Annotated in this window: 25 protein-coding genes and 2 pseudogenes; all 27 read left to right on the top strand. The window is 42.6% G+C overall.

The window, feature by feature from the left end; all coding sequences use genetic code 11:
• The first annotated feature begins 13 nt into the window (after nt 1-13).
• The gene (fliH, locus tag PGX00_RS06355; RefSeq protein WP_272133773.1) at nt 14-814 is read left to right on the top strand and encodes a flagellar assembly protein FliH; all 801 of its coding nucleotides are present in this window, start codon (nt 14-16) and stop codon (nt 812-814) included.
• Nucleotides 814-2145 (top strand): flagellar protein export ATPase FliI, encoded by a 1332-nt coding sequence (gene fliI / locus PGX00_RS06360; RefSeq protein WP_272133774.1) that lies wholly within the window; start codon nt 814-816, stop codon nt 2143-2145. Before fliH ends, fliI begins: the two co-directional genes overlap by 1 nt.
• Nucleotides 2145-2588 carry a flagellar export protein FliJ gene (fliJ, locus tag PGX00_RS06365; RefSeq protein ID WP_272133776.1) on the top strand — a complete coding sequence of 148 codons (444 nt, stop codon included), beginning with the start codon at nt 2145-2147 and terminating at the stop codon, nt 2586-2588. Before fliI ends, fliJ begins: the two co-directional genes overlap by 1 nt.
• A gap of 153 nt (nt 2589-2741) precedes the next feature.
• A complete protein-coding gene (locus PGX00_RS06370) occupies nt 2742-4805 on the top strand; it encodes a flagellar hook-length control protein FliK (protein ID WP_272133777.1) in 2064 nt (687 codons plus the stop codon).
• Nucleotides 4806-4872: 67 nt separating this feature from the next.
• Complete coding sequence (gene fliL / locus PGX00_RS06375; protein WP_272133778.1) at nt 4873-5376, top strand: flagellar basal body-associated protein FliL; 504 nt, start codon at nt 4873-4875, stop codon at nt 5374-5376.
• A 7-nt stretch (nt 5377-5383) separates the two neighbouring features.
• Entirely contained in the window at nt 5384-6436 is a 1053-nt protein-coding gene (gene fliM / locus PGX00_RS06380; protein WP_272133780.1) for a flagellar motor switch protein FliM, read from the top strand.
• A gap of 38 nt (nt 6437-6474) precedes the next feature.
• Nucleotides 6475-6879 carry a flagellar motor switch protein FliN gene (gene fliN, locus PGX00_RS06385; RefSeq protein WP_272133781.1) on the top strand — a complete coding sequence of 135 codons (405 nt, stop codon included), beginning with the start codon at nt 6475-6477 and terminating at the stop codon, nt 6877-6879.
• A gap of 7 nt (nt 6880-6886) precedes the next feature.
• Nucleotides 6887-7258, top strand: a pseudogene (fliO, locus tag PGX00_RS06390) (flagellar biosynthetic protein FliO); the annotation flags it as partial.
• 3 nt (nt 7259-7261) lie between these two features.
• Nucleotides 7262-8134, top strand: a complete 873-nt coding sequence (gene fliP / locus PGX00_RS06395) for a flagellar type III secretion system pore protein FliP (RefSeq protein ID WP_272137959.1) — start codon at nt 7262-7264, stop codon at nt 8132-8134.
• A 12-nt stretch (nt 8135-8146) separates the two neighbouring features.
• Nucleotides 8147-8416: a flagellar biosynthesis protein FliQ gene (gene fliQ / locus PGX00_RS06400; RefSeq protein ID WP_272133783.1), complete on the top strand. Its 270-nt coding sequence runs from the start codon at nt 8147-8149 to the stop codon at nt 8414-8416.
• A gap of 12 nt (nt 8417-8428) precedes the next feature.
• A complete protein-coding gene (fliR, locus tag PGX00_RS06405; RefSeq protein ID WP_272133784.1) occupies nt 8429-9211 on the top strand; it encodes a flagellar biosynthetic protein FliR in 783 nt (260 codons plus the stop codon).
• 9 nt (nt 9212-9220) lie between these two features.
• Nucleotides 9221-10351, top strand: a complete 1131-nt coding sequence (gene flhB, locus PGX00_RS06410) for a flagellar biosynthesis protein FlhB (protein WP_272133785.1) — start codon at nt 9221-9223, stop codon at nt 10349-10351.
• 131 nt (nt 10352-10482) lie between these two features.
• Complete coding sequence (gene flhA, locus PGX00_RS06415) at nt 10483-12576, top strand: flagellar biosynthesis protein FlhA (RefSeq protein WP_272133787.1); 2094 nt, start codon at nt 10483-10485, stop codon at nt 12574-12576.
• 90 nt (nt 12577-12666) lie between these two features.
• Complete coding sequence (gene flhF / locus PGX00_RS06420) at nt 12667-14136, top strand: flagellar biosynthesis protein FlhF (protein ID WP_407702382.1); 1470 nt, start codon at nt 12667-12669, stop codon at nt 14134-14136.
• 13 nt (nt 14137-14149) lie between these two features.
• On the top strand, nt 14150-15037 hold the full coding sequence (locus PGX00_RS06425) for a MinD/ParA family protein (protein WP_272133791.1): 888 nt from the start codon (nt 14150-14152) through the stop codon (nt 15035-15037).
• Nucleotides 15030-15764, top strand: coding sequence for an RNA polymerase sigma factor FliA (locus PGX00_RS06430; RefSeq protein WP_272133792.1), 735 nt, complete (start codon nt 15030-15032; stop codon nt 15762-15764). Before PGX00_RS06425 ends, PGX00_RS06430 begins: the two co-directional genes overlap by 8 nt.
• A 43-nt stretch (nt 15765-15807) precedes the next feature.
• Nucleotides 15808-16176: a chemotaxis response regulator CheY gene (gene cheY, locus PGX00_RS06435; RefSeq protein WP_137357623.1), complete on the top strand. Its 369-nt coding sequence runs from the start codon at nt 15808-15810 to the stop codon at nt 16174-16176.
• Nucleotides 16177-16227: 51 nt separating this feature from the next.
• Complete coding sequence (locus tag PGX00_RS06440; RefSeq protein WP_272133793.1) at nt 16228-16947, top strand: protein phosphatase CheZ; 720 nt, start codon at nt 16228-16230, stop codon at nt 16945-16947.
• Between the two features lie 9 nt (nt 16948-16956).
• The gene (locus PGX00_RS06445) at nt 16957-19185 is read left to right on the top strand and encodes a chemotaxis protein CheA (protein ID WP_272133794.1); all 2229 of its coding nucleotides are present in this window, start codon (nt 16957-16959) and stop codon (nt 19183-19185) included.
• 10 nt (nt 19186-19195) lie between these two features.
• Nucleotides 19196-20329, top strand: a complete 1134-nt coding sequence (locus tag PGX00_RS06450; RefSeq protein WP_272133796.1) for a protein-glutamate methylesterase/protein-glutamine glutaminase — start codon at nt 19196-19198, stop codon at nt 20327-20329.
• A gap of 8 nt (nt 20330-20337) precedes the next feature.
• Nucleotides 20338-21117: a ParA family protein gene (locus PGX00_RS06455; RefSeq protein WP_272133797.1), complete on the top strand. Its 780-nt coding sequence runs from the start codon at nt 20338-20340 to the stop codon at nt 21115-21117.
• Nucleotides 21107-22138 carry a chemotaxis protein CheW gene (locus tag PGX00_RS06460; protein WP_272133799.1) on the top strand — a complete coding sequence of 344 codons (1032 nt, stop codon included), beginning with the start codon at nt 21107-21109 and terminating at the stop codon, nt 22136-22138. The genes PGX00_RS06455 and PGX00_RS06460 overlap by 11 nt, the downstream gene beginning before the upstream one ends.
• Before the next feature lie 38 nt (nt 22139-22176).
• Nucleotides 22177-22671, top strand: a complete 495-nt coding sequence (locus tag PGX00_RS06465) for a chemotaxis protein CheW (protein ID WP_272133801.1) — start codon at nt 22177-22179, stop codon at nt 22669-22671.
• Between the two features lie 68 nt (nt 22672-22739).
• Nucleotides 22740-23132: a DUF2802 domain-containing protein gene (locus PGX00_RS06470; protein WP_407702383.1), complete on the top strand. Its 393-nt coding sequence runs from the start codon at nt 22740-22742 to the stop codon at nt 23130-23132.
• Nucleotides 23133-23373: 241 nt separating this feature from the next.
• Nucleotides 23374-23991, top strand: coding sequence for a cytochrome c biogenesis heme-transporting ATPase CcmA (gene ccmA / locus PGX00_RS06475; RefSeq protein ID WP_272133804.1), 618 nt, complete (start codon nt 23374-23376; stop codon nt 23989-23991).
• Between the two features lies 1 nt (nt 23992).
• Nucleotides 23993-24659: pseudogene (ccmB, locus tag PGX00_RS06480) on the top strand (heme exporter protein CcmB).
• A 131-nt stretch (nt 24660-24790) separates the two neighbouring features.
• Nucleotides 24791-25528 carry a heme ABC transporter permease gene (locus PGX00_RS06485; RefSeq protein WP_272133805.1) on the top strand — a complete coding sequence of 246 codons (738 nt, stop codon included), beginning with the start codon at nt 24791-24793 and terminating at the stop codon, nt 25526-25528.
• Nucleotides 25529-25532 lie beyond the last annotated feature (4 nt).

Here is a 25532-nt window from a genome sequence, read left to right on the forward strand (position 1 = left end):
AAGTAGGTAATGTATGTCTCTTGAACGGAAAAGAGGTTTTTTGCGTCCAGACGAAGATGGTGCAGAGGTGAAACCAGAGAAATGGGGTTTGCCGGATTACACCTCAGAGACGAATAAAGATGCCAAAGAGACGGCATTTAATTATGACCCAGGCTGGATTCCTAACTTTGATGAGCCAAGCGCAGAAGCGCCAATTGAACTCACAGAATCTGCGATTGAAGAGATAAAGAAAAATGCTCATCAAGAAGGTTATCTTCAGGGGCAAGAAGCCGGCTTTAATGCTGGGTATGAAAAAGGCAAAGAACAAGGTTTAAATGACGGTCATGCCGAAGGTTTGGACCTTGGTAAAACCGAAGGCATTCAAGAAGGTCAGGCGTTTATAAAGCAACAGGTAGAGCACTTCATGAACCTTGCAAATCAGTTTGCTCAGCCATTAGAGCTAATGAATGCACAGGTAGAGAAACAACTTGTTGAAATGGTACTGACATTAACCAAAGAAGTTGTGCATGTTGAAGTACAAACCAATCCTCAAATCATTTTGGATACCATCAAAGAATCCGTTGAAGCACTGCCTATTTCTGGCCACTCAATTACGTTAAAGCTTAATCCAGAAGACGTCACCATTATTAAGTCAGCCTACGGTGAGGAAGAACTTGATTGTCGTAACTGGATATTGCTGAGCGAACCCTCTCTCAATAGAGGGGATATCCAAATAGAAGCTGGAGAATCTAGCGTTAGTTACAAAATTGAGGAGCGTATTCGTTCGGTTATTCAGTCTTTTTGTGGTGTTAATCGTTTTCAGGGTAGTGAGTAATGTTAGCGTTAGCTGAGCGTCTTACAAACTACAAAACACATGGTTTGACTACCAGAGCGATTGCCTCGGGAAAACTGGTGAGAGTGGTTGGTTTAACTTTGGAAGCGACAGGTTGTCGAGCGCCAATAGGTAGCCTATGCCAAGTCGAAACCTTAAATGGTGTTATGGAAGCGGAAGTTGTCGGCTTTTCCGGTGACAATCTCTTTTTAATGCCAAGTGAGCAGATAGCCGGGATTTTACCTGGAGCAAAAGTCACACCAATTACAAGTGAAGGCGGATTACCTGTCGGAATGGAACTGCTTGGCCGAGTGATTGATGGTGTAGGCAACCCTATCGATGGGCTAGGAGAAATCTATACAGAAAAACGTGCCTCTTTTACCTCTGAGCCAATGAATCCATTACTACGTAAGCCTATTACTGAGCCACTAGATGTAGGTATAAAAGCAATCAATGGATTGCTGACGGTAGGTAAAGGTCAGCGTATAGGGCTGTTCGCAGGTTCTGGTGTTGGTAAGTCCGTCACACTTGGAATGATGACACGAGGGACAACCGCTCAGGTTGTTGTCGTTGGGCTTATTGGTGAGCGTGGACGAGAAGTTAAAGAATTTATTGAAGAAATACTTGGTGAAGATGGCCGTAGACGTTCTGTTGTGGTTGCGGCACCTGCCGATTCTTCTCCATTGATGCGACTAAAAGGGTGTCAAACCGCACTTACCATTGCAGAGTACTTTCGTGATCAAGGCCTTGACGTCCTCTTGTTGATGGATTCACTGACTCGATTTGCTCAGGCTCAAAGGGAAATCGCATTGTCAGTTGGCGAACCACCCGCGACAAAAGGTTACCCACCCTCAGTCTTTGCAAAATTACCGGCTTTAGTAGAGCGAGCTGGCAATGGTAGCCCTGATCAAGGTTCAATCACCGCATTTTTCACGGTCTTAACGGAAGGTGATGACCTACAAGACCCTATCGCTGATGCGTCGCGTGCGATTCTCGATGGGCATATTGTTTTATCTAGAGAGATGGCTGATTCGGGCCACTATCCGGCGATAGATGTAGAAAAATCGGTGAGCCGTGTTATGCCACAGATAACGGATGACGAGCATATATTGATGTCGAAGGCGGTTCGACAAGTATTATCTATATGTCGAAAAAATCAGGATTTGGTTTCTATTGGTGCTTATAAGCCGGGTACAGATCCAGCAATTGATGGTGCCTTTACTATAAAACCAACGCTCGATCAGTATCTACAACAAAGTATGAAAGAGTCGGTTCCATATAGCATGTGTGTACATATGTTGCGTAATATCCTGCAGTCATCGGGGAGTAATTAATGGAAAATGCACTCGATTTTTTATTAGAACAAGCAGCAGAGCGTGAAAATGATGCCGTACTTGCGTTAAATAAGGCGCGCACAGAACTAGAAGAATATTATCAACAAGTTGCTCAGATAGAGCGTTACCGGCTTGATTATTGTCAGCAGTTGATTGACCGAGGGAAAAATGGCTTATCAGCCAGTGAATATGGGCATCTTAACCGTTTTCTAACTCAATTAGATAATACGTTAAAAAAGCAACGTGAAGCAGAAGAGCACTTCAAGTCTCAAGTCGACAATTGCCAAGAGCATTGGTTAGAGACAAGAAAGCAGAAACGCTCTTATGAATGGATGATAGATAAAAAACGTAAAGAGAATCAGAAAATCGAAAACTATCGTGAACAAAAGCAGATGGATGAATTTACAACACTTCAATATGCTCGTGGAAAAACGCATTTGTAATCTGCATAAGTTTAGTTGAGTACTATATGTTCTCGTTGGTCTAATTTTTGCATTTCTACTAAGTTGAGAGTGATAAGTGGCAATAAGACGTTTTGGCCATAAGTTGGAACCCGTTACCGTTCCTTTGTAGAAAACGCGCAAGAGACTGTTTATATGAATCAAACCTCCTTATCTGTAAGTGATGTTGGAAAAACCAATGCACTCCTGCAAACAGGGTCAAGTGACGCTAAGGCTTCTTCTGAATCCGATGAGTCGTCTAGTTTTCTTAGTGCCTTAGGGGCTATTTTCCAATCTGAAACTGAATCCACTGACGAAACTCAAGCGTTGAAGGCGGATGTCTCGGAAGCGGAAGTATCTGCCCAAAGTGTTGATGAGCTTGTCGCTGACGAAACTTCCACAGAGGGAGAAGAAGGTGATGCGTCTGATGCGAAGGCTGAATCGGACAGTTCTCAGTTGTCACCTTCTGTCGCTTCAGATGAATCAACGAGTAAATCTTCAGGTAGCGAGGAAAAAGCAGCGAAAACCATGAACGAGGGTAATGAGTTGTTAGGTAGACTGGATGAGTCTAACCAAGCGCTCAAAAAAGAGGACGGCAAATCCTTGCCTCAGGACTCTAAAGATTCAGAACAATCACTCAAAAATTTAGAAGATGATCCGGCCATAAGCCGGTTTATTGAAAAACCTACGGCTAAAGATCAAAACACGTCCGGCACGGAAGATGTGAAAGTGGCGAATCAAGTTTCTGATGAAAGTGTCGCTCAAAGTGCATCTTCACAAGAACACTCGCAACGTGTTGCTTCCAACGAAAATGAAAATCAAGGATACAAGGCAGAACTTGCAGAAAGTGAGTTGATGAGTCAGTCCTATAAAGAGCAATCAAACAAGGTAGCCAATGACAAAGGAACGGCTGTCGTTGATGAGCCGATGGCTATTGACCCAAGTCAGAAAGAGGTTGTTGGGCAAAATAGTGTATCCCCTCAATCAGAAAAAGCGTTACGAGAGCAAGTGATGTTGTCTGCTGAATTGGAAGGTCAAGCTAAACAGCAAGTGACAGATGAACTTGTCTGGAGAGACGCACAAGTTATTGCAACAAATGATAGTCAAACTCATAGCAAGGAGCCGTTACTTTCGGAAGATGAATTAGTGAATGTAGCAGGCAGTGCCGCATTGCTTTCACCTTTAGAGCAATCTTCTTTGGACAATAGGCCTTTACAAAGCCCGTCGGCAACTGCACCGGTAGCTAGAGTCGATAGGGCACAAATTGAAGCTACCATGGCGCAACTAAACTTAAATGATGTAGAGATAGAAGACCTCTCACCGGAAGAGTTAGAATATCTAGTACAAATGAGTACAGCTAATGCAATGCCTGAACAGCTAAAAACGTCGCCGGAGTTGGTTAGACCAACGGCAGTAGCAACAGCAGCAGCGCAGCAATTGCATACGCCACAGCCATTGCATCAACAAGCGGCTCAGGCACAAATTACCGATAAAGCAGCTTTTACAGCACCGATACCAACGACAGCTGCCGAACTTAACCATGCTCAGATGCAACAAGCACAACCGTTTAACCCAACGCAGTTTATGGCCGCGAATAATGCAAACTCACAACAGCATATGATGAAAACGGCTCCAACAACGGGCGGAGTCGCGGGCGCAATGAAAGCAGGGGACAGTGATAATAAAGAAAGTGGTTTATCTCAACAGCTTTCTGGCCTTGCTGGGCAGCAAGGCCTACAGCAAACGCAGATAAAAGCAGATATGCAGCAAGCAGTACAACAATCGCCTTTACAGTTATCTCGTGATGTCGCTGGTGAAAAGCTTTCAGAACAAGTGCAAATGATGCTGTCAAAAAACCTCAAGAACATTGATATTCGACTTGATCCACCTGAATTGGGAAGGATGCAAATTAGAATGTCTATGAATGGCGACACAGCAGCGGTTCAATTTACGGTGGCAAATCAGCAGGCAAAAGATATCGTTGATCAAGCAATGCCAAGATTAAGAGAGATGTTAGCGCAGCAAGGTATACAATTATCTGATTCCTCTGTTCATCAACAAAGTTCTGGTCAACAGCAAGGGCAGTATGCCTCGAATGATGCTAATAATAAGAGTGGATTGAATGGATTGTCAGGGGATGGAGATGTAAATGTTGACGAAAGCATCAATCTTGACGTGAATATTAAATCAAAAGATGATGGAATCAGTTTTTACGCTTAATATTTTGGTATCCCCGATAGATTTATCAGTGTATAAGTCTTTGAAAATGGAATAATTTGAGATAACTATGGCAGACGAGCAACAAGTAGACGGTGGAGATGCACCGAAAGGCAAAAGTAAAATGATGATCATCATCATCGCTGTGGTGGTGTTAATCGCAGCAGGTGGTGGTGCAGCGTACTTTTTTCTTGGTTCATCAGACTCTGATGCATCTCAAGAGCAGCTTAGTGCAAATCAGATGGCGTTACCTGAACCTGCATCTTATGTAAACATTCCACAACCCTTTCTCTTTAGTGCCCCTGGTAAACAAAAAGACAGGTTAGTACAGATTAAGATCCAAGTGATGGTTAGGGGTATAAAAAACGAAGATTTAGCAAGGCACCATTCTCCTTTAATTGAGAGTACTATTTTAAATACATTGGGCTCAACCACGGTTGAGCAGCTAAGAACGCCGACGGGTCGAACTCAGTTACGCGACCAAGCAACAGAAAATATTCGAGCAACCATGACGGAATTAGTTGGGCAGCCTGTAATCGAAAAGGTGCTATTTACTGATTTTGTAATTCAATAGGTTTCAAGTGACAGACTTATTATCCCAAGACGAAATTGATGCTCTACTACATGGAGTTGATGATGTAGATGATGCAGAAGACGAACTGGATACGGAAGTAGAAGGTACGGTTAGTTTTGACTTTTCTTCGCAAGATAGAATAGTTCGTGGTCGAATGCCGACCCTAGAACTAATTAATGAACGCTTTGCTCGGCATATGCGCGTCAGTTTGTTCAATATGCTAAGAAAAACTGCTGAAGTTTCGATTAACGGTGTTCAGATGATGAAATTTGGTGAATACCAAAATACATTATATGTGCCGACAAGTTTGAACATGGTGAGATTTAGGCCACTAAAAGGCACGGCTTTGATTACGATGGAAGCGCGCTTGGTCTTTATCTTGGTAGAAAACTTTTTCGGTGGTGATGGTCGATTTCACGCTAAGATCGAAGGGCGAGAGTTCACACCAACAGAACGAAGAATTATCCAGCTGTTACTCAAAGTTGTGTTTGAGGATTACAAAGAGGCATGGTCTCCAGTAATGGGTGTTGAATTTGAATATCTAGATTCAGAAGTAAACCCGAGCATGGCGAACATTGTTAGCCCGACGGAAGTTATTGTTGTCAGTTCCTTTCACATTGAAGTCGATGGCGGTGGCGGTGATTTTCACGTTGTTATGCCATATTCAATGGTTGAACCAATACGTGAATTGCTCGATGCTGGTGTGCAGTCGGACAAAATGGAAACAGATATTCGTTGGAGTACGGCACTTAGAGACGAAATCATGGATGTACCGGTTAATTTTAGGGTAAATTTGCTAGAGAAAAATATTTCCTTAAGAGACCTTATGGAATTACGGCCCGGTGATGTTATCCCCATTGATATGCCTGAAAACGCCACGATGTTTGTAGAAGAGTTACCTACCTATCGAGTGAAGATGGGACGGTCAAGTGAGAAGTTAGCCGTTCAAGTATCTGAAAAAATTAAACGGCCTGATGTCGTTAAGACCGATATCGCGTTTTTAGGCAAAGATATTATGTCTGAAATTGGCAATGCTTCGTCTGATGAAGACGATGATTAGAATAGAAAATAAGTAAATAAAATTATAGGTAGATGACGATGGAACCGAGTGACGACCAAAAACTAGCAGACGAATGGGCAGCCGCACTGGGTGAAGACCCAGCCGCAATGGGCTCCGATGAACCGGAAGTCGCTCCGTTAGAAGAGCTTTCTGATCAATCAACCCCTATATCAGAAGATGAGCGTCGTAAGCTTGATACGATCATGGACATACCTGTGACGATCTCTATGGAAGTGGGTCGGTCACAAATTAGTATTCGAAACCTTCTACAATTAAACCAGGGCTCCGTGGTTGAGCTAGATAGAATTGCCGGTGAATCATTAGATGTAATGGTTAACGGAACATTAATCGCTCATGGAGAAGTCGTAGTTGTAAATGATAAGTTTGGTATCCGTTTAACGGATGTGATTAGCCAAACTGAACGTATCAAAAAACTTAGATAGCATAGTGATGAAAAACAGGACGATTGTAGGCACTCTCTTTTTTGTCGCATTTCCAGTATTTTCCGCTGGAGCACCACCGTTGGACTTATTGACTACTTTGGGCTCTCTTGTTGTGGTTATCGCTATTATTTTTGCGTTAGCATGGCTGCTTAAAAAAATGCGTTTGCCAGTAATGGGGAATCAAAAAGGGCTTTCTGTTATAAGACAAGTTTCAGTAGGGACGCGAGAACGTATTGCGGTAGTTAAAGTTGGGGAAGAACAATTTCTAGTTGGTATTACCCCACAAACCATCAATCTCATTTCTCGCTTGGATAAACCTATTGAGGATGAGCAAACCGAAACAAGTCAGTTTGCCACTCAATTTAGCCAGTTATTGAAAAAAATGATAAAAAATAACCTTTTCGCTGCTCTTATAGCAGCGTTTGTGTTTTTTCTGTACGCACCGATATCTGCGGCTCAGGAAGAGCTAGAAACCCCAATAGCAGCAAATGCTTTAGGCGCTGAAAGTATTACTGTGACGGCGCTTGAGAAAGACAATGGCGCTTCGGGTTCCGTTGCTTCTAGGAGCGTGTCAGGTGGTACTGGAATTCCAGCTTTTACCATGACGACCAATGCAGATGGTGGCGAAGACTATTCTGTAAATCTACAGATATTAGCACTGATGACTATGCTTGGTTTCTTGCCAGCCATGGTGATCTTAATGACCTCGTTTACGCGAATTGTGGTGGTTATGTCGATTCTTCGCCAAGCTATGGGTCTACAACAAACACCATCCAATCAAGTTATTATTGGTATCGCAATCTTTCTCACATTTTTCATCATGTCGCCAGTCATTGATGAAGTAAACCAAACTGCGGTTCAACCTTATCTAAATGAGCAGATCACGGCACGAGAGGCCTTCGATACCGCTCAAGCCCCGATGAAGTCATTCATGTTAAAACAGACTAGACTTAAAGATCTCGAAACCTTCGTTAATATTTCGGGTTCAGAGGCGGATAACCCAGAAGATGTATCGATGGCGGTTTTAATACCCGCTTTCATCACGTCGGAGCTGAAGACAGCCTTCCAGATCGGCTTTATGTTGTTTTTACCGTTTTTAATTATTGACTTGGTTGTTGCGTCGATATTGATGGCAATGGGTATGATGATGTTGTCTCCGATGATCGTTTCGTTACCCTTCAAGCTAATGCTCTTTGTATTAGTCGATGGGTGGAATCTTATACTTTCTACCCTAGCGGGCAGTTTTGCGTTGTAGTGAGGGTAACTAATGACTCCAGAAATTTTTGTTGAGATATTTCGTAGCGCATTGTGGATCGTTTTGATTCTTGTCTGCGCTATCATCATTCCCAGTTTGATGATCGGTTTAGTCGTGGCTGTTTTTCAAGCCGCAACCTCTATCAATGAACAAACATTGAGTTTTCTTCCGCGTTTAATTGTTACTCTACTCGCATTGATGTTTGGTGCTCATTGGATGACACAGACCATGATTGAATTTTTCTACGAAATGGTCGAACGATTACCTCAAGTGCTGTACTAGGCAGGTAACGCAATGGAATTTCCTACCAGCATAGTATTAGATTGGATTGCTAACTACTTTTGGCCATTTAGTCGTATTTCGGCAATGTTTATGGTGATGACGGTAACTGGTGCCCGTTTTGTTTCTACTCGAATTCGATTGTATCTTGCTTTAGCTGTCACCTTTGCTGTATTGCCTTCGATACCGACGGTAAATGAGGCCATAGAACTGTTTTCATTTGAAGGTTTTCTTACTACGCTTGAGCAAATTATTATTGGCGTTGCGATGGGAATGGTGACACAGTTTATCGTGCAAACCTTCGTTATGTTAGGGCAAATATTGGGTATGCAATCGAGTTTAGGTTTCGCTTCGATGGTAGACCCAGCTAATGGACAGAACACGCCCGTACTTGGTCAGCTTTTTATGTTTCTCGCCATTATGTTTTTCTTAGCAACAGATGGTCACCTTAAGATGATTAATCTTGTTGTTATGAGTTTTAAAACGTTGCCAATTGGAAGTGGCTCTCTTACCTCGACTGATTATAGAGAGCTTTCCCTCTGGTTAGGTACTATGTTTAAGACAGCGTTGAGTATGTCGTTGTCCGGTATTATTGCATTGCTTACGGTCAATCTGTCTTTTGGTGTGATGACGAGAGCGGCACCTCAGCTTAATATATTCTCATTAGGTTTTGCCTTCGCTCTCATGGTGGGTTTGTTATTGTGTTGGTACATTATGCTTGGGTTATATGGACATTATGAGCTTTACTGGGTAGAAGGTGAGCAGCAGATATGTCGAATCATCCGGTTAGATTGTTAGAGGAGTCTCATGGCTGAATCAGACGGACAAGAAAGGACAGAAGACGCCACACCCAAGCGGTTACAGCAGGCGCGTGAAAAGGGACAGATTGCACGCTCTAAAGAGTTAGCATCTGTTTCTGTACTTATTGTTGGCGCTGTTTCTCTAATGATGTTTGGTGAAGGTCTGTCAAAGAGTCTTTGGGCGTTGATGTCTCGGCTATTTACGCTGAGCCGTGATGAGATATTTGATACAAGTAAGCTTTTCGATATCGCATCAGGTGCGCTAGCACAGCTTATCTTGCCGTTATTGATGGTGCTAATTACTTTATTTGTTGCGGCTGTGGTTGGTACTGCAGGTGTTGGTGGGGTTAATTTTTCAGTCGAAGCCGCGATGCCTAAAATGTCAAAGATGAATCCACTTAGTGGCATTAAGCGTATGTTTGGTTTGCAAAGTTGGGTTGAGCTTCTGAAATCAATCTTAAAAGTTACCCTAGTTGCAGGGACTGCTTTTTATCTCATAGACGCATCGAAAGTCGACCTCTTTCAATTAAGCATGGATGTCTTCCCGCAAAATATCTATCACGCCCTCGAAATACTGCTAAATTTTGTGTTGTTAATTAGTTGTACTCTCTTGATCGTGGTTGCTATCGATATACCTTTTCAAATATGGCAACACGCTAATCAGTTAAAAATGACGAAGCAAGAAGTCAAAGACGAATACAAAGAGACAGAAGGTAAACCTGAAGTTAAAGGGCGCATAAGAATGTTGCAAAGAGAAGCCGCACAGCGTCGAATGATGGCCGATGTACCGACTGCAGATGTGATTGTGACCAACCCAGAGCACTTTTCTGTTGCGCTTAGATACAATACAGCAACAGATAAGGCCCCAATCGTAGTAGCAAAAGGGGTTGATCATATGGCGTTGAAAATTCGTGAGGTTGCAAGAGAGCATGATGTATATATTATCCCTGCTCCCCCACTTGCACGAGCACTTTACCACTCTACTGAACTTGAACAACAGATACCCGATGGTCTCTTTACAGCGGTCGCTCAAGTGCTAGCGTATGTGTTTCAGCTTAAACAGTTCAGAAAGCGTGGTGGGCAGAAACCGTCACTTAACGATGAAAATATGCCAATACCACCAGACTTGAAATACTAAATGCTATTAAAGTATTTAGAGGCTATCTATAGAGTCATTATTTTGACTCTTTCCCATGGACTAATTTTTGCATAGTAACAGCAAAGTGTTGATTTATTTCCTTTTCAATCAAAATTGAAGCCTTGCTATTTATGAAGTTTAACCTGCCATTTTCAGAAAGAATACCTTCGATACCGGTTAAAGCAATCCCTGCTATAGGTGCGCCGATAATCGTTCTATCGACATTAGGAATGGTAGTTTTACCGATACCGCCATTTCTACTCGATCTGTTTTTTACTTTTAATATTGCACTGTCAATGGTGGTATTACTGGTAACCATTTATACCCGAAGACCATTAGATTTTGCTGCGTTTCCTACTGTGCTGCTAGTGGCTACTCTACTTCGACTTGCCTTGAATGTCGCGTCAACTCGAGTTGTTTTACTTTACGGGCATGAAGGTGGAGATGCAGCTGGTAGCGTGATTGAAGCATTTGGTAGTGTTGTCATTGGTGGTAATTATGCGGTTGGTTTAATCGTCTTCCTAATCCTGATGATTATTAACTTTATGGTAGTAACAAAAGGTGCGGGCCGTATTTCTGAAGTAAGTGCTCGCTTTACCTTAGATGCATTGCCAGGTAAGCAAATGGCAATCGATGCTGATTTAAATTCAGGATTGATTGACCAGGAAGCAGCAAGAACCCGACGTTTTGAAGTGACTAAAGAAGCCGACTTCTATGGTTCCATGGATGGTGCATCCAAATTCGTTAAAGGGGATGCTATTGCCGGTATCTTAATCCTCTTCATCAATATTATCGGTGGTTTGATCATCGGTATGTTGCAGTTTGATTTGTCTTTTCAAGATGCAATTAAGATCTACACACTGTTAACGATAGGTGATGGTTTGGTTGCTCAGATACCGTCATTATTGCTATCGATAGGTGCTGCTATCATGGTAACTCGTCAAAACACCGACGAGGATATGGGGCAGGAAATGGTCTTCCAACTGTTCGATAACCCTAAGGCTTTGATGATTACAGCTGGCATCATGGGAGTTATGGGTGTTGTTCCAGGTATGCCTCATTTTGCGTTTTTGCTATTGAGTTTTTTAGCAAGTGGAGGAGCATATTACCTATACCGTAAACAGAAAAATGAGGCCGACAAAAAGAACTTACCTGTCGTTAAAGAGCCAGAAAACGCACCTCAAAAAGAGCTATCTTGGGACGATGTTCAACCTGTTGATATTATTGGGCTAGAGGTAGGGTATCGACTTATTCCAATGGTAGACAAAGAGCAAGGTGGTGAGTTGCTCGATAGGGTTAAAGGGGTTCGTAAAAAGCTTTCTCAAGACTTTGGATTTCTAATACCCGCAGTACATATCCGTGATAACTTGGAATTGACACCAAACAGTTACCGAATCACCTTAATGGGTGTTGCTGTTGGTGAAGCAGAAATTCGCCCAGATCAAGAGTTAGCAATAAATCCAGGCCAAGTTTACGGTATGGTTGAAGGGGAGCCGACAATGGACCCTGCATTTGGATTAGAGGCGGTTTGGATTAAAGAAGATCGACGAGAGCATGCTCAAGCGCTCGGCTATACGGTAGTGGACTCCGCTACAGTATTAGCCACTCATTTAAGTCAACTTTTGACGAATAATGCTTCTCAACTCATTGGACATGAAGAAGTGCAGAACTTGCTAGAGATGCTGGGACGCTCGGCTCCTAAATTGGTTGAAGGTTTTGTCCCTGAGCAACTACCGTTAGGCGCGCTTGTAAAAGTACTTCAAAACTTGCTGAATGAAGCTATCCCAATCAGGGATATCCGAACCATCGTTCAGACTCTTTCTGAATATGCGAGTAAGAGTCAAGAACCTGACATTTTAACTGCAGCAGTTCGCATCGCGCTTAAACGTCTTATTGTTCAAGAAATCAATGGGATAGAGCCTGAGTTACCTGTCATTACTCTTATTCCTGAGCTGGAACAAATATTGCATCAAACTATGCAGGCATCCGGTGGTGAGTCTACTGGAATTGAACCAGGGTTAGCAGAGAGGTTACAGTCTTCTTTAAGTCAAGCAACCCAAGAACAAGAATTGAAAGGCGAGCCTGCTGTATTACTCACATCAGGTGTGTTAAGAACGACATTGGCTAAGTTTGTTAAGAACACGATTCCTAATTTAAGGGTATTGTCTTATCAAGAGATTCCCGACGAGAAACAGATTAGAATAGTACAAGCGGTGGGTAATTAACCTGTTGAGTCTTAACTCAAATAATAAGCGTGCTACGCCAATAAACCTTGGACGAATACATTGAAGATAAAACGATTTTTTGCCAAAGATATGAGATTAGCTCTGCTTCAAGTGAAAGAAGAACTTGGATCTGAAGCCGTAATCATGTCTAACAAAAAGGTAGCGGGTGGGGTAGAAATTGTAGCGGCTATTGATGGTGAACCAACAGATAGAACCGCTTCTCAAGGTGGTTCTCGTGTACAGTCACGTTATGAAGCCAGTTCAACTAGAACAGATAACCGTCAGTATGAGCGTGATTTACAAGATGACCGCGTGAGTTTGCAAAGTAATGCTTCATCTGCCTCTGGTTCAACGACTAAACGCTTTGCAAATATGCTTAAGCAATATAGCCGTAGCGACGAAGATAGTGGGTCTAGAACAACAGAAGCCGATTCACTTTCAGCATTATTAAAGCGGCAATCAGACCCTCAGAAAACCACGCCAGAATCACCAAGAGGTGTGATTTCTTCATCTCTCGCACAAGATTCTGGATTAGCGAAGCTTATTTCTGATGATTCTCGAAATCCCAGACCGGCACCAAAGCTCGATCCTACCCGATATGACCGTCAACGCGGACAATCTGAAATGGGAGAGGAAACCAATCAAGAGCTTAACTCAATGAGAGAAGAAATGATGTCTATACGCCGTCTTCTCGAGCACCAAGTTTCGGGGTTAATGTGGCAGGAGGTTGAGCGTAGAGAACCTTTGAGAGCGATGTTAATAAAGCGACTAGAAAGAATGGGATTATCTTCTGATCTGGCAGACCAACTCGCTTGTTATATTTCAGAAGATACGCCGCCAGCTCAAGCATGGAAAGAGCTGTTATCTTTGGTGTCGGATCAAGTTGTAGTAACAAAAACGGACATACTTAAGCGCGGAGGCGTTGTTGCATTGCTTGGGCCAACTGGCGTTGGTAAAACAACGACCATCGCAAAATTAGCTGCTCGAGCCGCAATGGAATATGGCCCAGATAACGTCGCTTTGGTGACAACAGACACATTTAGAATTGGTGCACATGAACAACTCGCTATTTATGGTAGGATTATGGGTTGCCCAGTTAAAATAGCGAAAGATTCCGATGAGTTAGCCGAAGTAATCTATCAGTTACGTAATCGCAGATTGGTTTTAGTCGATACCGCGGGAATGGGCCAACGTGATGTGCGTTTAACCGAGCAATTGGATACGTTGATGCAGGACAGCGGATCGGTAATAAATAGTTATCTAGTTTTGCCTGCGACAGCACAACGAAGAGTATTACAAGAGACCATCGACCATTTTAAGCGTATACCTCTATCCGGGTGTATCCTAACTAAGATCGATGAATCGTTAAGTTTAGGTGAATTTATAAGCGTTATAGTCCAGAACTCACTACCAGTAGCTTACGTGGCTAATGGTCAAAGGGTACCGGAAGACATAGTGATTGCTCAACCGAAGTATCTGGTTGCAAAAGCCAACGAGCTACTTGAGAAATCAACTGAAGATGAACCACACTACTGGACCAGTGAATCTGACGGATTCTGAGTGACGATAGATTATGACAGACAATAATATACATGACCAAGCAAGCGGCTTGCGCCGACTGACTCAACCGACTCTAACCAAGGTGATTTCCGTCACTGGAGGTAAAGGTGGCGTTGGCAAGTCTAATGTTACATTGAGCTTAGCTATATCAATGGCTCGTCAAGGGAAGAAAGTCATGGTTTTAGACGCCGACCTTGGTTTAGCAAATGTAGATATCATGCTTGGTCTTAGAGTTAAACGAAACTTAGGTCATGTATTGGCTGGTGAATGTGAACTAAAAGATGCGATGGTCGAAGGACCACATGGAATAAAGATAATTCCGGCAACCTCAGGTACACAAAGTATGACAGAATTGAGTCATGCTCAGCATGCCGGATTAATACGCGCGTTTGGTTCTTTGGAAGAAGAAATCGACGTATTATTAATAGATACAGCTGCCGGTATTTCCGATATGGTAGTTAGTTTTTCGCGTGCAGCTCAAGATGTTTTGGTTGTGGTGTGCGATGAACCCACTTCTATTACAGATGCGTATGCCCTTATAAAACTTCTCAGTCGGGAGCACGGTGTACAGCGATTTAAAATCGTAGCCAACATGGTTAGGAGCTACCGAGAGGGGCGAGAATTGTTTGCAAAGTTGACCTTGGTCACAGAACGCTTCTTGAATGTTAGTATTGAGCTCGTCGCATGTGTCCCTTTAGATGATAAAGTACGACAATCTGTAAAGAAACAGAGAATCGTCGTTGATGCGTACCCACGTTCACCGGCGGCTTTAGCTTTAAGCTCATTAGCGAATAAAGCACTAACTTGGCCGATACCTAAAACACCTAGCGGCCATTTAGAGTTTTTTGTTGAAAGACTATTAAATAAACGTGAACCGGTAGGGGAATCATTTGGTGAATAAGGCGCTTACTTATGACCAGCATGCAAATGTAAATAGCCAAAAATCTTTTTTGGAGCAATATTCGAATTTGGTCAAACGTATCGCGCATCACTTAATGGGGCGTTTACCGCCTAGCGTTCAAGTCGACGATTTAATCCAAGCGGGTATGATTGGCCTTTTAGAAGCCCAACAAAACTACGACAATTCAAAAGGGGCGAGCTTCGAAACCTACGCCGGAATAAGAATTCGTGGCTCTATGCTAGATGAAGTTCGTAAAGGTGATTGGGTTCCTCGATCAGTTCATCGAAATAATCGCACAATTAATCAAGCAATAAATGAATTAGAGGCTCAACTTTCTCGAGACCCTGCCGATATAGAAGTTGCTAAACACTTAAATATGACCATAGAGCAGTACCACGCTGCATTATCGGACATAAATTGTTCGCGTTTAGTCGGTATAGAGGACTTGGGTGTATCTGAAGATGTGATCTCTACCCACGAAGATTCTTACTCAAATACGCCATTTCAAGGCGTTGCCGACGAGAATTTTCGTAATGCTTTGATCGATTCGATCAAAACGTTACCAGAAAGAGAAGCATTGGTTCTTTCTCTTTATTATGATGAAGAACTAAACCTAAAAGAAATTGGAGAAGTGTTGGGTGTTAGCGAATCTCGCGTCAGCCAAATACACAGCCAATCTATGCAACGTTTACGCGCAAAATTAAGCGAGTGGACAAAAGAAGACTAATACACTGAATTGAACCTCAGTGGAGGTAATTTTGAATAAAAACATGAAGATCCTCATTGTTGACGATTTCTCAACAATGCGCCGTATAGTTAAGAACCTTTTACGTGATTTGGGTTTCAATAACACCCAAGAAGCCGATGATGGTTTGACCGCGCTGCCCATGCTTAAGAAAGGTGAGTTTGATTTTGTAGTAACTGATTGGAATATGCCAGGTATGCAAGGTATCGATCTACTTAAGAATATTCGAGCCGACGCAGAACTAAAGCACTTACCTGTTTTGATGATCACTGCTGAAGCAAAGCGTGAACAGATTATCGAAGCAGCGCAAGCGGGCGTGAATGGCTACATTGTTAAACCATTTACCGCTGCGACTTTGAAAGAGAAACTTGACAAGATATTTGAGCGTTTATAAGTCGTTTTACGCAAATGACGCATAATAAATAGCGTAGATAGGACTTTCAGCATGATTTCATTAGAACAAGCGCACAAAATCGTTGCTCTACTTGAAGATGGCAAGCAAGAAGATGCTAACGACATTGTAATGTCTATTTTACAAGGAAGAGAAAACCCCATTGTAAATGAGGTTGGTGCTTTGACACGCGATCTTCATACTGCACTTGATCAGTTTAAATTTGATCCTCGAATGAGTGTCATTGCAAATGAAGAGATACCAGATGCGCGTGATAGGCTCGAGTACGTCATGGCCAAGACTGAACTCGCAGCAAACAAAACTATGGATGCGGTTGAGCGTTCTTTACCTATCGCGGACAAACTCCATGAAAGCTTGCTCCAAGTAAGGCCAACATGGAACGAATTAATGAAAGGCCGAATAGAGCTATCGGAATTCAAATCGCTTTGCCTTCATATTGATGATTTACTTTCTCAAGTAGAAGGCGATAGCACAGAGCTTCGTAGCCAATTAACTGAAATTTTGATGGCACAGGATTTTCAAGATCTTACAGGACAAATAATAACTCGAGTAATAACACTTGTTCGTGAGGTTGAAGAGAGATTAGTCGATATATTAACCGCATTTGGGGTGGAAAATATCAACGAAGAATCTGAAGTTACTAAGAAATCATCTTCCGAGGCAGAAGGACCAATAATAAATCCTCACGAACGGGAAGATGCGGTTTCATCTCAGGACGATGTCGATGACTTATTATCGAGTCTTGGATTCTAAGGGTAAACTATGAGCTATGAATTAGACGAAGAAATTCTACAGGATTTTTTGGTAGAAGCCGGTGAAATACTAGAGTTGCTATCGGAGCAGCTGATTGAACTAGAAAATAATCCCGACGATAAAGAACTGTTAAACGCAATTTTTCGCGGCTTTCACACAGTAAAAGGTGGAGCTGGCTTCCTCTCATTAACAGAGCTTGTCGATGCGTGTCATGGTGCAGAGAACGTATTTGATATTTTAAGAAATGGTCAACGTTCTGTCACCGCAGAGTTAATGGATACTATTTTACAATCGCTCGACGCAGTAAACGTGATGTTTTCTGCCGTGCAAAATGGCGAAGCTTTGACACCTGCTGATCCTGCAATAATTGCAGAGCTTCATCGTTTAAGCAGACCAGCTAGCGAAGATGAAGTGGTGTCAGAAGCACCAGTTATTGAAGAGCCAGTTATCGAAGCGGCTCCAGAACCGATTATCGAAAGCCAACCAGTAGTAAGCAGTCAAAATGGTTCGTTGGACGATATTTCTCAAGATGAATTTGAGAAACTCCTCGATGAATTGCACGGTAAAGGTTCCGCTCCTGGAGCAAGTGCGAGTAGTTCAGAAACTCCAGCACCAGTAGCCCCAACACCAACGCCTGCTCCGGCTCCATCAACATCAGCAAGTGCTGGCGATATAACTGACGACGAATTTGAGAAGCTTCTTGATGAGTTGCACGGAAAGGGCAGTGCTCCTGGCAGTACTGAACCTACTCCTGTCGCGCCGGTGGCAAGTAGCCCCACGATTGATGAAGACCTCATGTCTGATGACGAGTTTGAAAAACTGCTCGATGAATTACATGGCACAGGTAAGGGACCATCACCAGAAGAATTAGATGCAGCAACCAAACCGATAACTGAGCAGCCTAAAGCCGTTCAACCAAATCCAACACCAGCACCTAAGGCAGTCGCACCCAAGCCAACTCCGGCAAAAGCACCAGTCAAAGCAACGGCTGCGGTTAAACAACCTGCACCTGAAAAAGCATCGCCTAAGGCAAATAAAGCCGCGGTTCAAAAACCGCAAGCTGAAGCAACGGTTCGTGTCGATACTTCGACGTTAGATATCATTATGAATATGGTAGGCGAGCTAGTATTGGTTCGAAATCGCTTAGTGAGTTTAGGTTTAAGTCGAAACGATGAAGAGATGTCTAAAGCTGTTGCTAACCTAGACATTGTTACCGCTGATCTTCAAGGTGCGGTAATGAAGACTAGAATGCAGCCAATCAAGAAAGTCTTTGGTCGATTCCCTCGCGTTGTTCGTGATTTAGCTCGAACGCTAAACAAGGACATTGTACTTGAGATGCGTGGTGAAGATACCGACTTAGATAAGAACTTGGTTGAGGCACTAGCTGATCCGCTTATTCACTTAGTCCGAAATTCTGTCGACCATGGTATTGAGATGCCAGATGCCCGTGAGAAATCGGGTAAATCTAGAACAGGTAAAGTAATATTGTCTGCTTCACAAGAAGGAGACCATATTGAGCTTGCTATTGTTGATGATGGCGGGGGTATGGAGCCAGATAAGCTTCGAGATATTGCTGTTAATCGCGGGTTAATGGATGCGGAAGCGGCTTCTCGCTTAACAAACAAAGAGTGTTTTAACCTTATTTTTGCACCGGGCTTTTCTTCTAAAGAAAAAATTTCGGATATTTCCGGCCGTGGTGTAGGTATGGATGTGGTTAAAACAGCCATAAATACATTGAATGGTTCTGTAGATGTCGACTCTGAATTAGGCAAGGGGACAAAGATAACCATCAAAGTTCCGTTAACACTTGCTATCTTACCGACGCTTATGGTCGGTGTTTGTGACCAACCATTTGCACTACCGTTGGCCAGTGTAAATGAGATATTTAATTTAGATTTGACTAAGACCAACGTCGTTGATGGTCAGTTAACGATTATTGTCCGTGAAAAATCAATTCCACTTTTCTATTTACAAAATTGGTTAGTACCAAAGGCGGGCTCTGTCGATCAGCGTAAAGGTCACGGACATGTCGTTATTGTTCAATTAGGAAGTCAACGTGTTGGGTTTGTTGTTGATAATTTAATTGGCCAAGAGGAAGTGGTTATAAAACCATTAGATGAGTTATTACAAGGTACGCCAGGAATGGCGGGTGCTACGATAACCAGCGACGGTCATATTGCATTGATATTGGATGTACCGAATTTATTGAAGCAGTACGCGATGCGTTCTCGCATGTAAGAAGGGTAATATGGCTGTAAAAGTATTAGTTGTAGACGATTCAAGTTTCTTTCGCCGTAGAGTAAGTGAGATCATTAATGCTGATCCACGTCTAGAGGTCATTGACGTCGCAACAAATGGTAAGCAAGCAATAGAAAAAGTTGCGCAGGTTAAGCCAGATGTTATCACCATGGATATTGAAATGCCTATTATGGATGGCATTACAGCAGTAAGAGAGATCATGAAGGTCAATCCTACGCCTATCTTGATGTTTTCCTCACTTACACATGATGGTGCTCGTGCAACATTAGATGCTCTTGACGCGGGTGCGCTGGATTTTCTACCGAAGAAATTTGAAGATATCGCGCGAAATCGGGATGAAGCGACTCAGTTATTACAGCAAAGAGTTGTAGAGATCTCTCGCAAAAAAATGCAAGTTCGCCGTAGAGTACCAACACCAGCATCTACTCCAAGTGCTGGGTTGCGTAAGCAAATGACCGGGAGTGCAGCGAATCCTGCATTATCAACGGCAAGTCGAACACCAATAGCAGACAGAAAACCCGTTGGTAAATTTAGGTCTAGCGGTAAAAAATATCAGTTGACCGCAATTGGTACATCGACAGGCGGGCCAGTTGCATTGCAAAAAATATTGACTAAATTGCCAGCAAATTATCCGCACCCTATTGTATTAATTCAACATATGCCAGCTACATTTACTGCCGCGTTTGCAAATCGCCTCAATACACTTTGTAAAATTCAGGTGAAGGAGGCCGCTGATGGCGACGTGTTACGTCCTGGTGTCGCTTACTTAGCGCCAGGCGGCATGCAGATGATGATTGAAGGTCGCCCGGGAGCCGCTAAGTTGCGTATCGTAGATAGTGGCGATCGGATGAACTACAAGCCGTGTGTTGATGTTACGTTTGGTTCGGCTGCGAAGGTATACCATGACAAAGTATTATCAATGGTATTAACAGGCATGGGAGCAGATGGCAGAGAAGGTGCACGAATGCTGAAAACAGCGGGTGCTACTATTTGGGCTCAAGATGAAGAAAGTTGTGTCGTTTATGGCATGCCTCAAGCCGTTGCGAAAGCTTCTATTTCGACAGAAGACCTACCTATAGATCGTATCGCCGAGCGCATGCTTGTCGAAGTCGGTTTGGCATAGGTGGTTGTATGATTGTCTGGAGTGTAGCAAATCAAAAAGGTGGCGTAGGTAAAACGACAACGACCGTTACTCTTGCTGGTTTACTCAGTAAAAAAGGGAATAGAGTACTTTTAGTGGATACGGATCCACATGGCTCGTTAACCACTTATCTCGGGTATGATTCAGACACCGTACCAAAAAGCTTGTTCGATCTTTTTCAGTTGTCAGAAATCAACAAAGAAGCAGTGAAACCTCTTATTCTTACTTCTGATGTGGAAAATATCGATATTATTCCCGCACACATGTCACTTGCCACTCTAGATAGGGTTATGGGTAATAGGAGTGGTATGGGATTGATATTAAAACGTGCGCTGCTTGCCTTGCATGGCGACTATGATTATGTGCTTATTGATTGCCCACCTATTTTGGGTGTGATGATGGTAAATGCGCTAGCCGCGAGTGATCGAATCCTTATCCCTGTACAAACAGAGTTCCTCGCAATGAAAGGCTTAGAACGTATGGTTCGCACGCTTTCAATAATGCAAAAATCCCGCAATAGAGCTTTTAAAACAACGATCATACCTACAATGTACGATAAACGTACAAGGGCTTCCTTAACGACACTAAATCAGCTTAAAAAAGATTATCCAGATCATGTTTGGAGTTCTGCAGTACCCATTGATACGAAATTTAGGGATGCAAGTTTAAAGCATTTACCCGCTTCTCATTTTGCAGAAGGAAGCCGCGGTGTGTTTGCCTATAAGCAACTGTTAATCTACTTAGAGAGGTTAGCGTTAGATGAGCAGTAAACCACTACAGAAATTATCTGGTGCTGAAGCATTAGATGAGTATTTCACCGCTCTACTTGACGAAGAGTGGGATTTTGCTGACGAACCAAACATAGATACGGTTTCTTTAGCTTCGGTTACTTCGACAGCTACCGATAGTTTAAGTGGGCAAAAACAAGAAATAGCACCGACATTAGAACGCCAAGTGAAAATCGATTATGAGGTACCCTATACTCAATCGGAACGTAGCGAGTATGAGGTGCCAGATCTAGAAGATGTCCAAAAGCTTCTGGATAAAATGGAAACGACCGACCTTGCTGCTGAGCCAGAAATTGTTACTTTGATAGAGCAGAATACCGCGACTATTAATGAGGAGCATTCAGTTGTTGTACCATTGCAAGCAATCGAGCCGGAAATAGACGAGGTTCAAGATTGGGAAATAGAAGTACAAGATACGCAAATTGGCGAAACCAGAGTAGAAGAGCCACAGGTTTATGTCGTTCAAGATGTTGAACAAGACGTAGAAGTAGAAACTGAACTTCAAACAGAGTTCTCTCCATCGGTATTTGATGATTGGAAAAGCACAGAAAGAAGCGTGGATTTTCAGGTGCTCTATTTCGATGTAAATGGCATTATGTTTGCTGTTCCACTAGATGAACTAGGTGGTATTCACAAAACAGGTGAAATGAGTCACTTGATAGGTCGTCCTGGTTGGTACCTTGGCCTACAGACAAATAAAGACAATCAGTATGACGTCGTTGATACTGCAAAATGGGTCATGGCTGATAGACTTAAAGATGATTCTCATAAAGAGTCGTATCAATACATTGTGATGTTAGGTGACAGTAATTGGGGCCTAGCGGCAACAGAATTAAAAGGAACAGAATCGCTAAATGTAGAAAGTGTGCGTTGGCGAGAGCAAGCAGGAAAAAGACCGTGGCTTGCTGGAATGGTCAAAGAAAAAATGTGTGCTTTGATTCACGTCGAGGCCATGATAACAATGATAACCGCTGGACTAGACGTAAAGTCTTTAGATAGTTGATAAAAGGTTTGTCGATAGCGACACAAAGAGGATAAGACATGTCTCAAGTGAATGAAGTAGATTTAAAAAAAGATCAAGCAAATGATGAAGTGCTTCAGTGGGTTACTTTCCAACTCGAAGAAGAGACTTACGGCATTAACGTAATGCAAGTTAGAGAAGTACTTCGCTATTCTGAAATTGCCCCTGTACCAGGTGCACCTGATTATGTTCTGGGCATCATTAACCTGCGTGGTAACGTAGTTACGGTTATCGATACGCGTTCTAGGTTTGGTCTTATGCAAGGCGAAATATCGGATAATACACGTATCATTGTGATTGAGTCTGAACGCCAAGTTATTGGTATTCTAGTCGACAGTGTTGCGGAAGTGGTTTATTTGCGTTCATCAGAAATTGATACCACACCAAGTGTAGGTACGGATGAAAGTGCTAAGTTTATTCAAGGTGTTAGTAACCGTGATGGTAAACTATTAATCCTAGTTGATCTTAATAAACTTCTTTCTGATGACGAATGGAACGAGATGGCACATCTGTAATGATTGAGCAGCTAGATGCTATGACGCTTTATGCACTTATTGGTGGGAGTCTGTTATTGATTCTCATCATGGGTGCTGTTTTCCTGCGCAACGGTAAGCGGTTGCGAAATGGTTTTGAGCACCAGAGACAAACCGTTAGAAGCCTAGAAAAAGAGATAACTAAAGCGAATAATCAATTACTAGAGGTTCGCTCTGTTGTCATTGGCCTAGGGCAAAAAATGTCTGAACAACAAGACACTATTCAGCATCTGTCTGAAAGAATCACGGAATTAGAACATGTTGATTCTGATAGTCGCCTCTATTCTCGAGCAAGTAAAATGGTACAGCTGGGCGCGGGTGTTGACGAATTAATAGAAGAGTGCGAATTACCAAAAGCTGAAGCTGAATTAATGATGACGTTACAAAATAAAATCTCAGGAAAAGAGATGGTCCCCCCTATGCGGCGGAGCAATAAAAAATAGTTAATCAATGCCTAACTCAAGAATCGAAATTGTTTTATTTGTTTAAAAAAGAGAAGCGTATTCGCTTCTCTTTTTTTGTGCGCGCTGTATGAAAAGTCAACAGACGTCCGCATTGTATAAAGAATTTTGTCATTATGTGACACACGGTGAGCTGCTAAATTAAATTCTTGTTATTTCTACCCTACTTAGGCTGATAAAGCTTATGCTAATATGGCCTTTAAATTTATATATAGTAGTAATCATGTTAGAAGTTTTAAATCTCACCGCTATCCGTGATGAAAGAATTCTTTTTGAAGAGTTGTCGTTCAAAATTGGCAAAGGTGAAATCGTTCAAATTGAAGGCCGTAACGGTACCGGAAAAACAACATTACTAAGAATTATCGCAGGGCTTGGCGACTGCGAAAGTGGTGATATAAGTTGGAATGGGCAGGTAACGGTAAATAGTCGTGACCTTTTCCATCAGGATTTACTATTTTTGGGGCATCAGACAGGTATAAAACGTGAACTGACAGGCTTCGAAAACCTTTCTTTTTATCAATCTATCCATCAATCTGAAATAGATAAAGAAAAAATCTGGTCTGCTCTTGCACAAGTCGGTCTTGCTGGACGAGAAGACGTACCTGTTGCGCAGCTTTCTGCAGGGCAGCAACGAAGAGTCGCTTTAGCAAGGTTATGGTTGAGTAAGCAAGTATTGTGGATTTTAGATGAGCCACTTACTGCAATTGATAAACAAGGCGTTAAAGTATTGGAAAACCTATTTCTGAAACACGCAGAAGAGGGTGGGATTGTAGTGCTAACGACCCATCAAGATATGTTTACCGAATCGTCAAAACTTCGCAAAATTAAGTTGGGTGATTAATATGATTCAGCCTATGTTAATGATTATCCGTCGAGAGTTGCTCATCGCTTTCCGTCGTCAAGCTGACATTTTTAACCCACTGTGGTTCTTCATCATTGTTATTACACTATTCCCACTAAGCATTGGCCCAGAACCAAACCTTTTGGCACGCATTGCCGCTGGTATTATTTGGGTAGCGGCATTGCTTTCAGCCTTATTATCCTTGGAAAGGCTGTTTAGGGATGATTTTCAAGATGGTTCTTTAGAACAGATGATGTTAATGCCTATACCGCTTCAGTTAGTGGTTATTTCGAAGGTGATTGCGCATTGGTTGCTAACCGGGTTGCCATTGATTTTGATTAGTCCTCTTTTAGCTGTGTTGTTGTCCTTGGATTTTTATACTTGGCAAACGGTTGTGCTGACATTATTAATAGGAACGCCCACGTTAAGCTTTATCGGTGCGATCGGTGTAGCGTTGACCGTTGGTTTACAAAAAGGGGGTATTATTGAGCCTTCTTATTCTGCCGCTGTATATACCTATATTGATATTTGCAACGTCAGCTATAGACGCTGCTAGCCTAGGAATGCCTTATAACGGTCAATTGGCTATAATGGCAGCAATGCTTGTGGGCTCGATGACACTAACACCATTTGCAATTAGCGCAGCACTTAGAGTTAGTGTGAATTAGCACGACAAACTACCTCTTTGTGGGTATTGTTTTGCAAGTGGTAGAGAATACGATCATCCTTTGCGCTGCCTTTAATTTAGCCCAGTAAAAAAACATAATATAAAAACACGAATCAAGAGCGAGATATCACTATGTGGAAATGGCTTCATCCCTACTCCAAGCCGGAAGTGACCTATAATTTATGTAATAAATTGTTACCTTATTTTGCAGTATTGACGGTATTGTTTTTAGGTGCAGGGACGGTGTGGGGGCTGGCTTTTGCGCCTTCTGACTACCAACAAGGCGATAGTTTCAGAATCATCTATATCCACGTTCCGGCCGCGATTTGGTCGATGGGCGCATATATGTCGATGGCAATCGCAGCATTTATTGGTATCGTATGGCAACTTAGGTTATCTAACATGGCTGCTGCAGCAATGGCGCCTATCGGCGCTGTATTTACCTTTATCGCATTATTTACTGGTGCGATTTGGGGCAAACCTATGTGGGGTGCTTGGTGGGTATGGGATGCACGATTAACATCTGAATTGGTACTCCTGTTTTTGTATCTAGGTGTAATCGCGCTTTATCATGCTTTTGATGATCAAAAAACAGCCGCAAAAGCAGCGGGGATTTTGGCCATCGTAGGTGTCATTAACCTTCCGATTATTCACTTTTCGGTAGAGTGGTGGAATACGCTTCATCAAGGTGCGACCATCACCAAATTTGCAAAACCGTCTATAGCAGGAGATATGCTCTGGGCGTTGTTATTAAATATTTTTGGCTTCTTATTCTTTTTTGTGACATTGACTTTAGTGCGATTTAAAAATGAGATTTTATCCAAGGAGAGTCATCGTTCTTGGGTGCAGACGCTAATTGCAGGGAGATAATAGT

The sequence above is a fragment of the Vibrio algarum genome (genome assembly GCF_028204155.1).
GTDB lineage: Bacteria > Pseudomonadota > Gammaproteobacteria > Enterobacterales > Vibrionaceae > Vibrio > Vibrio algarum.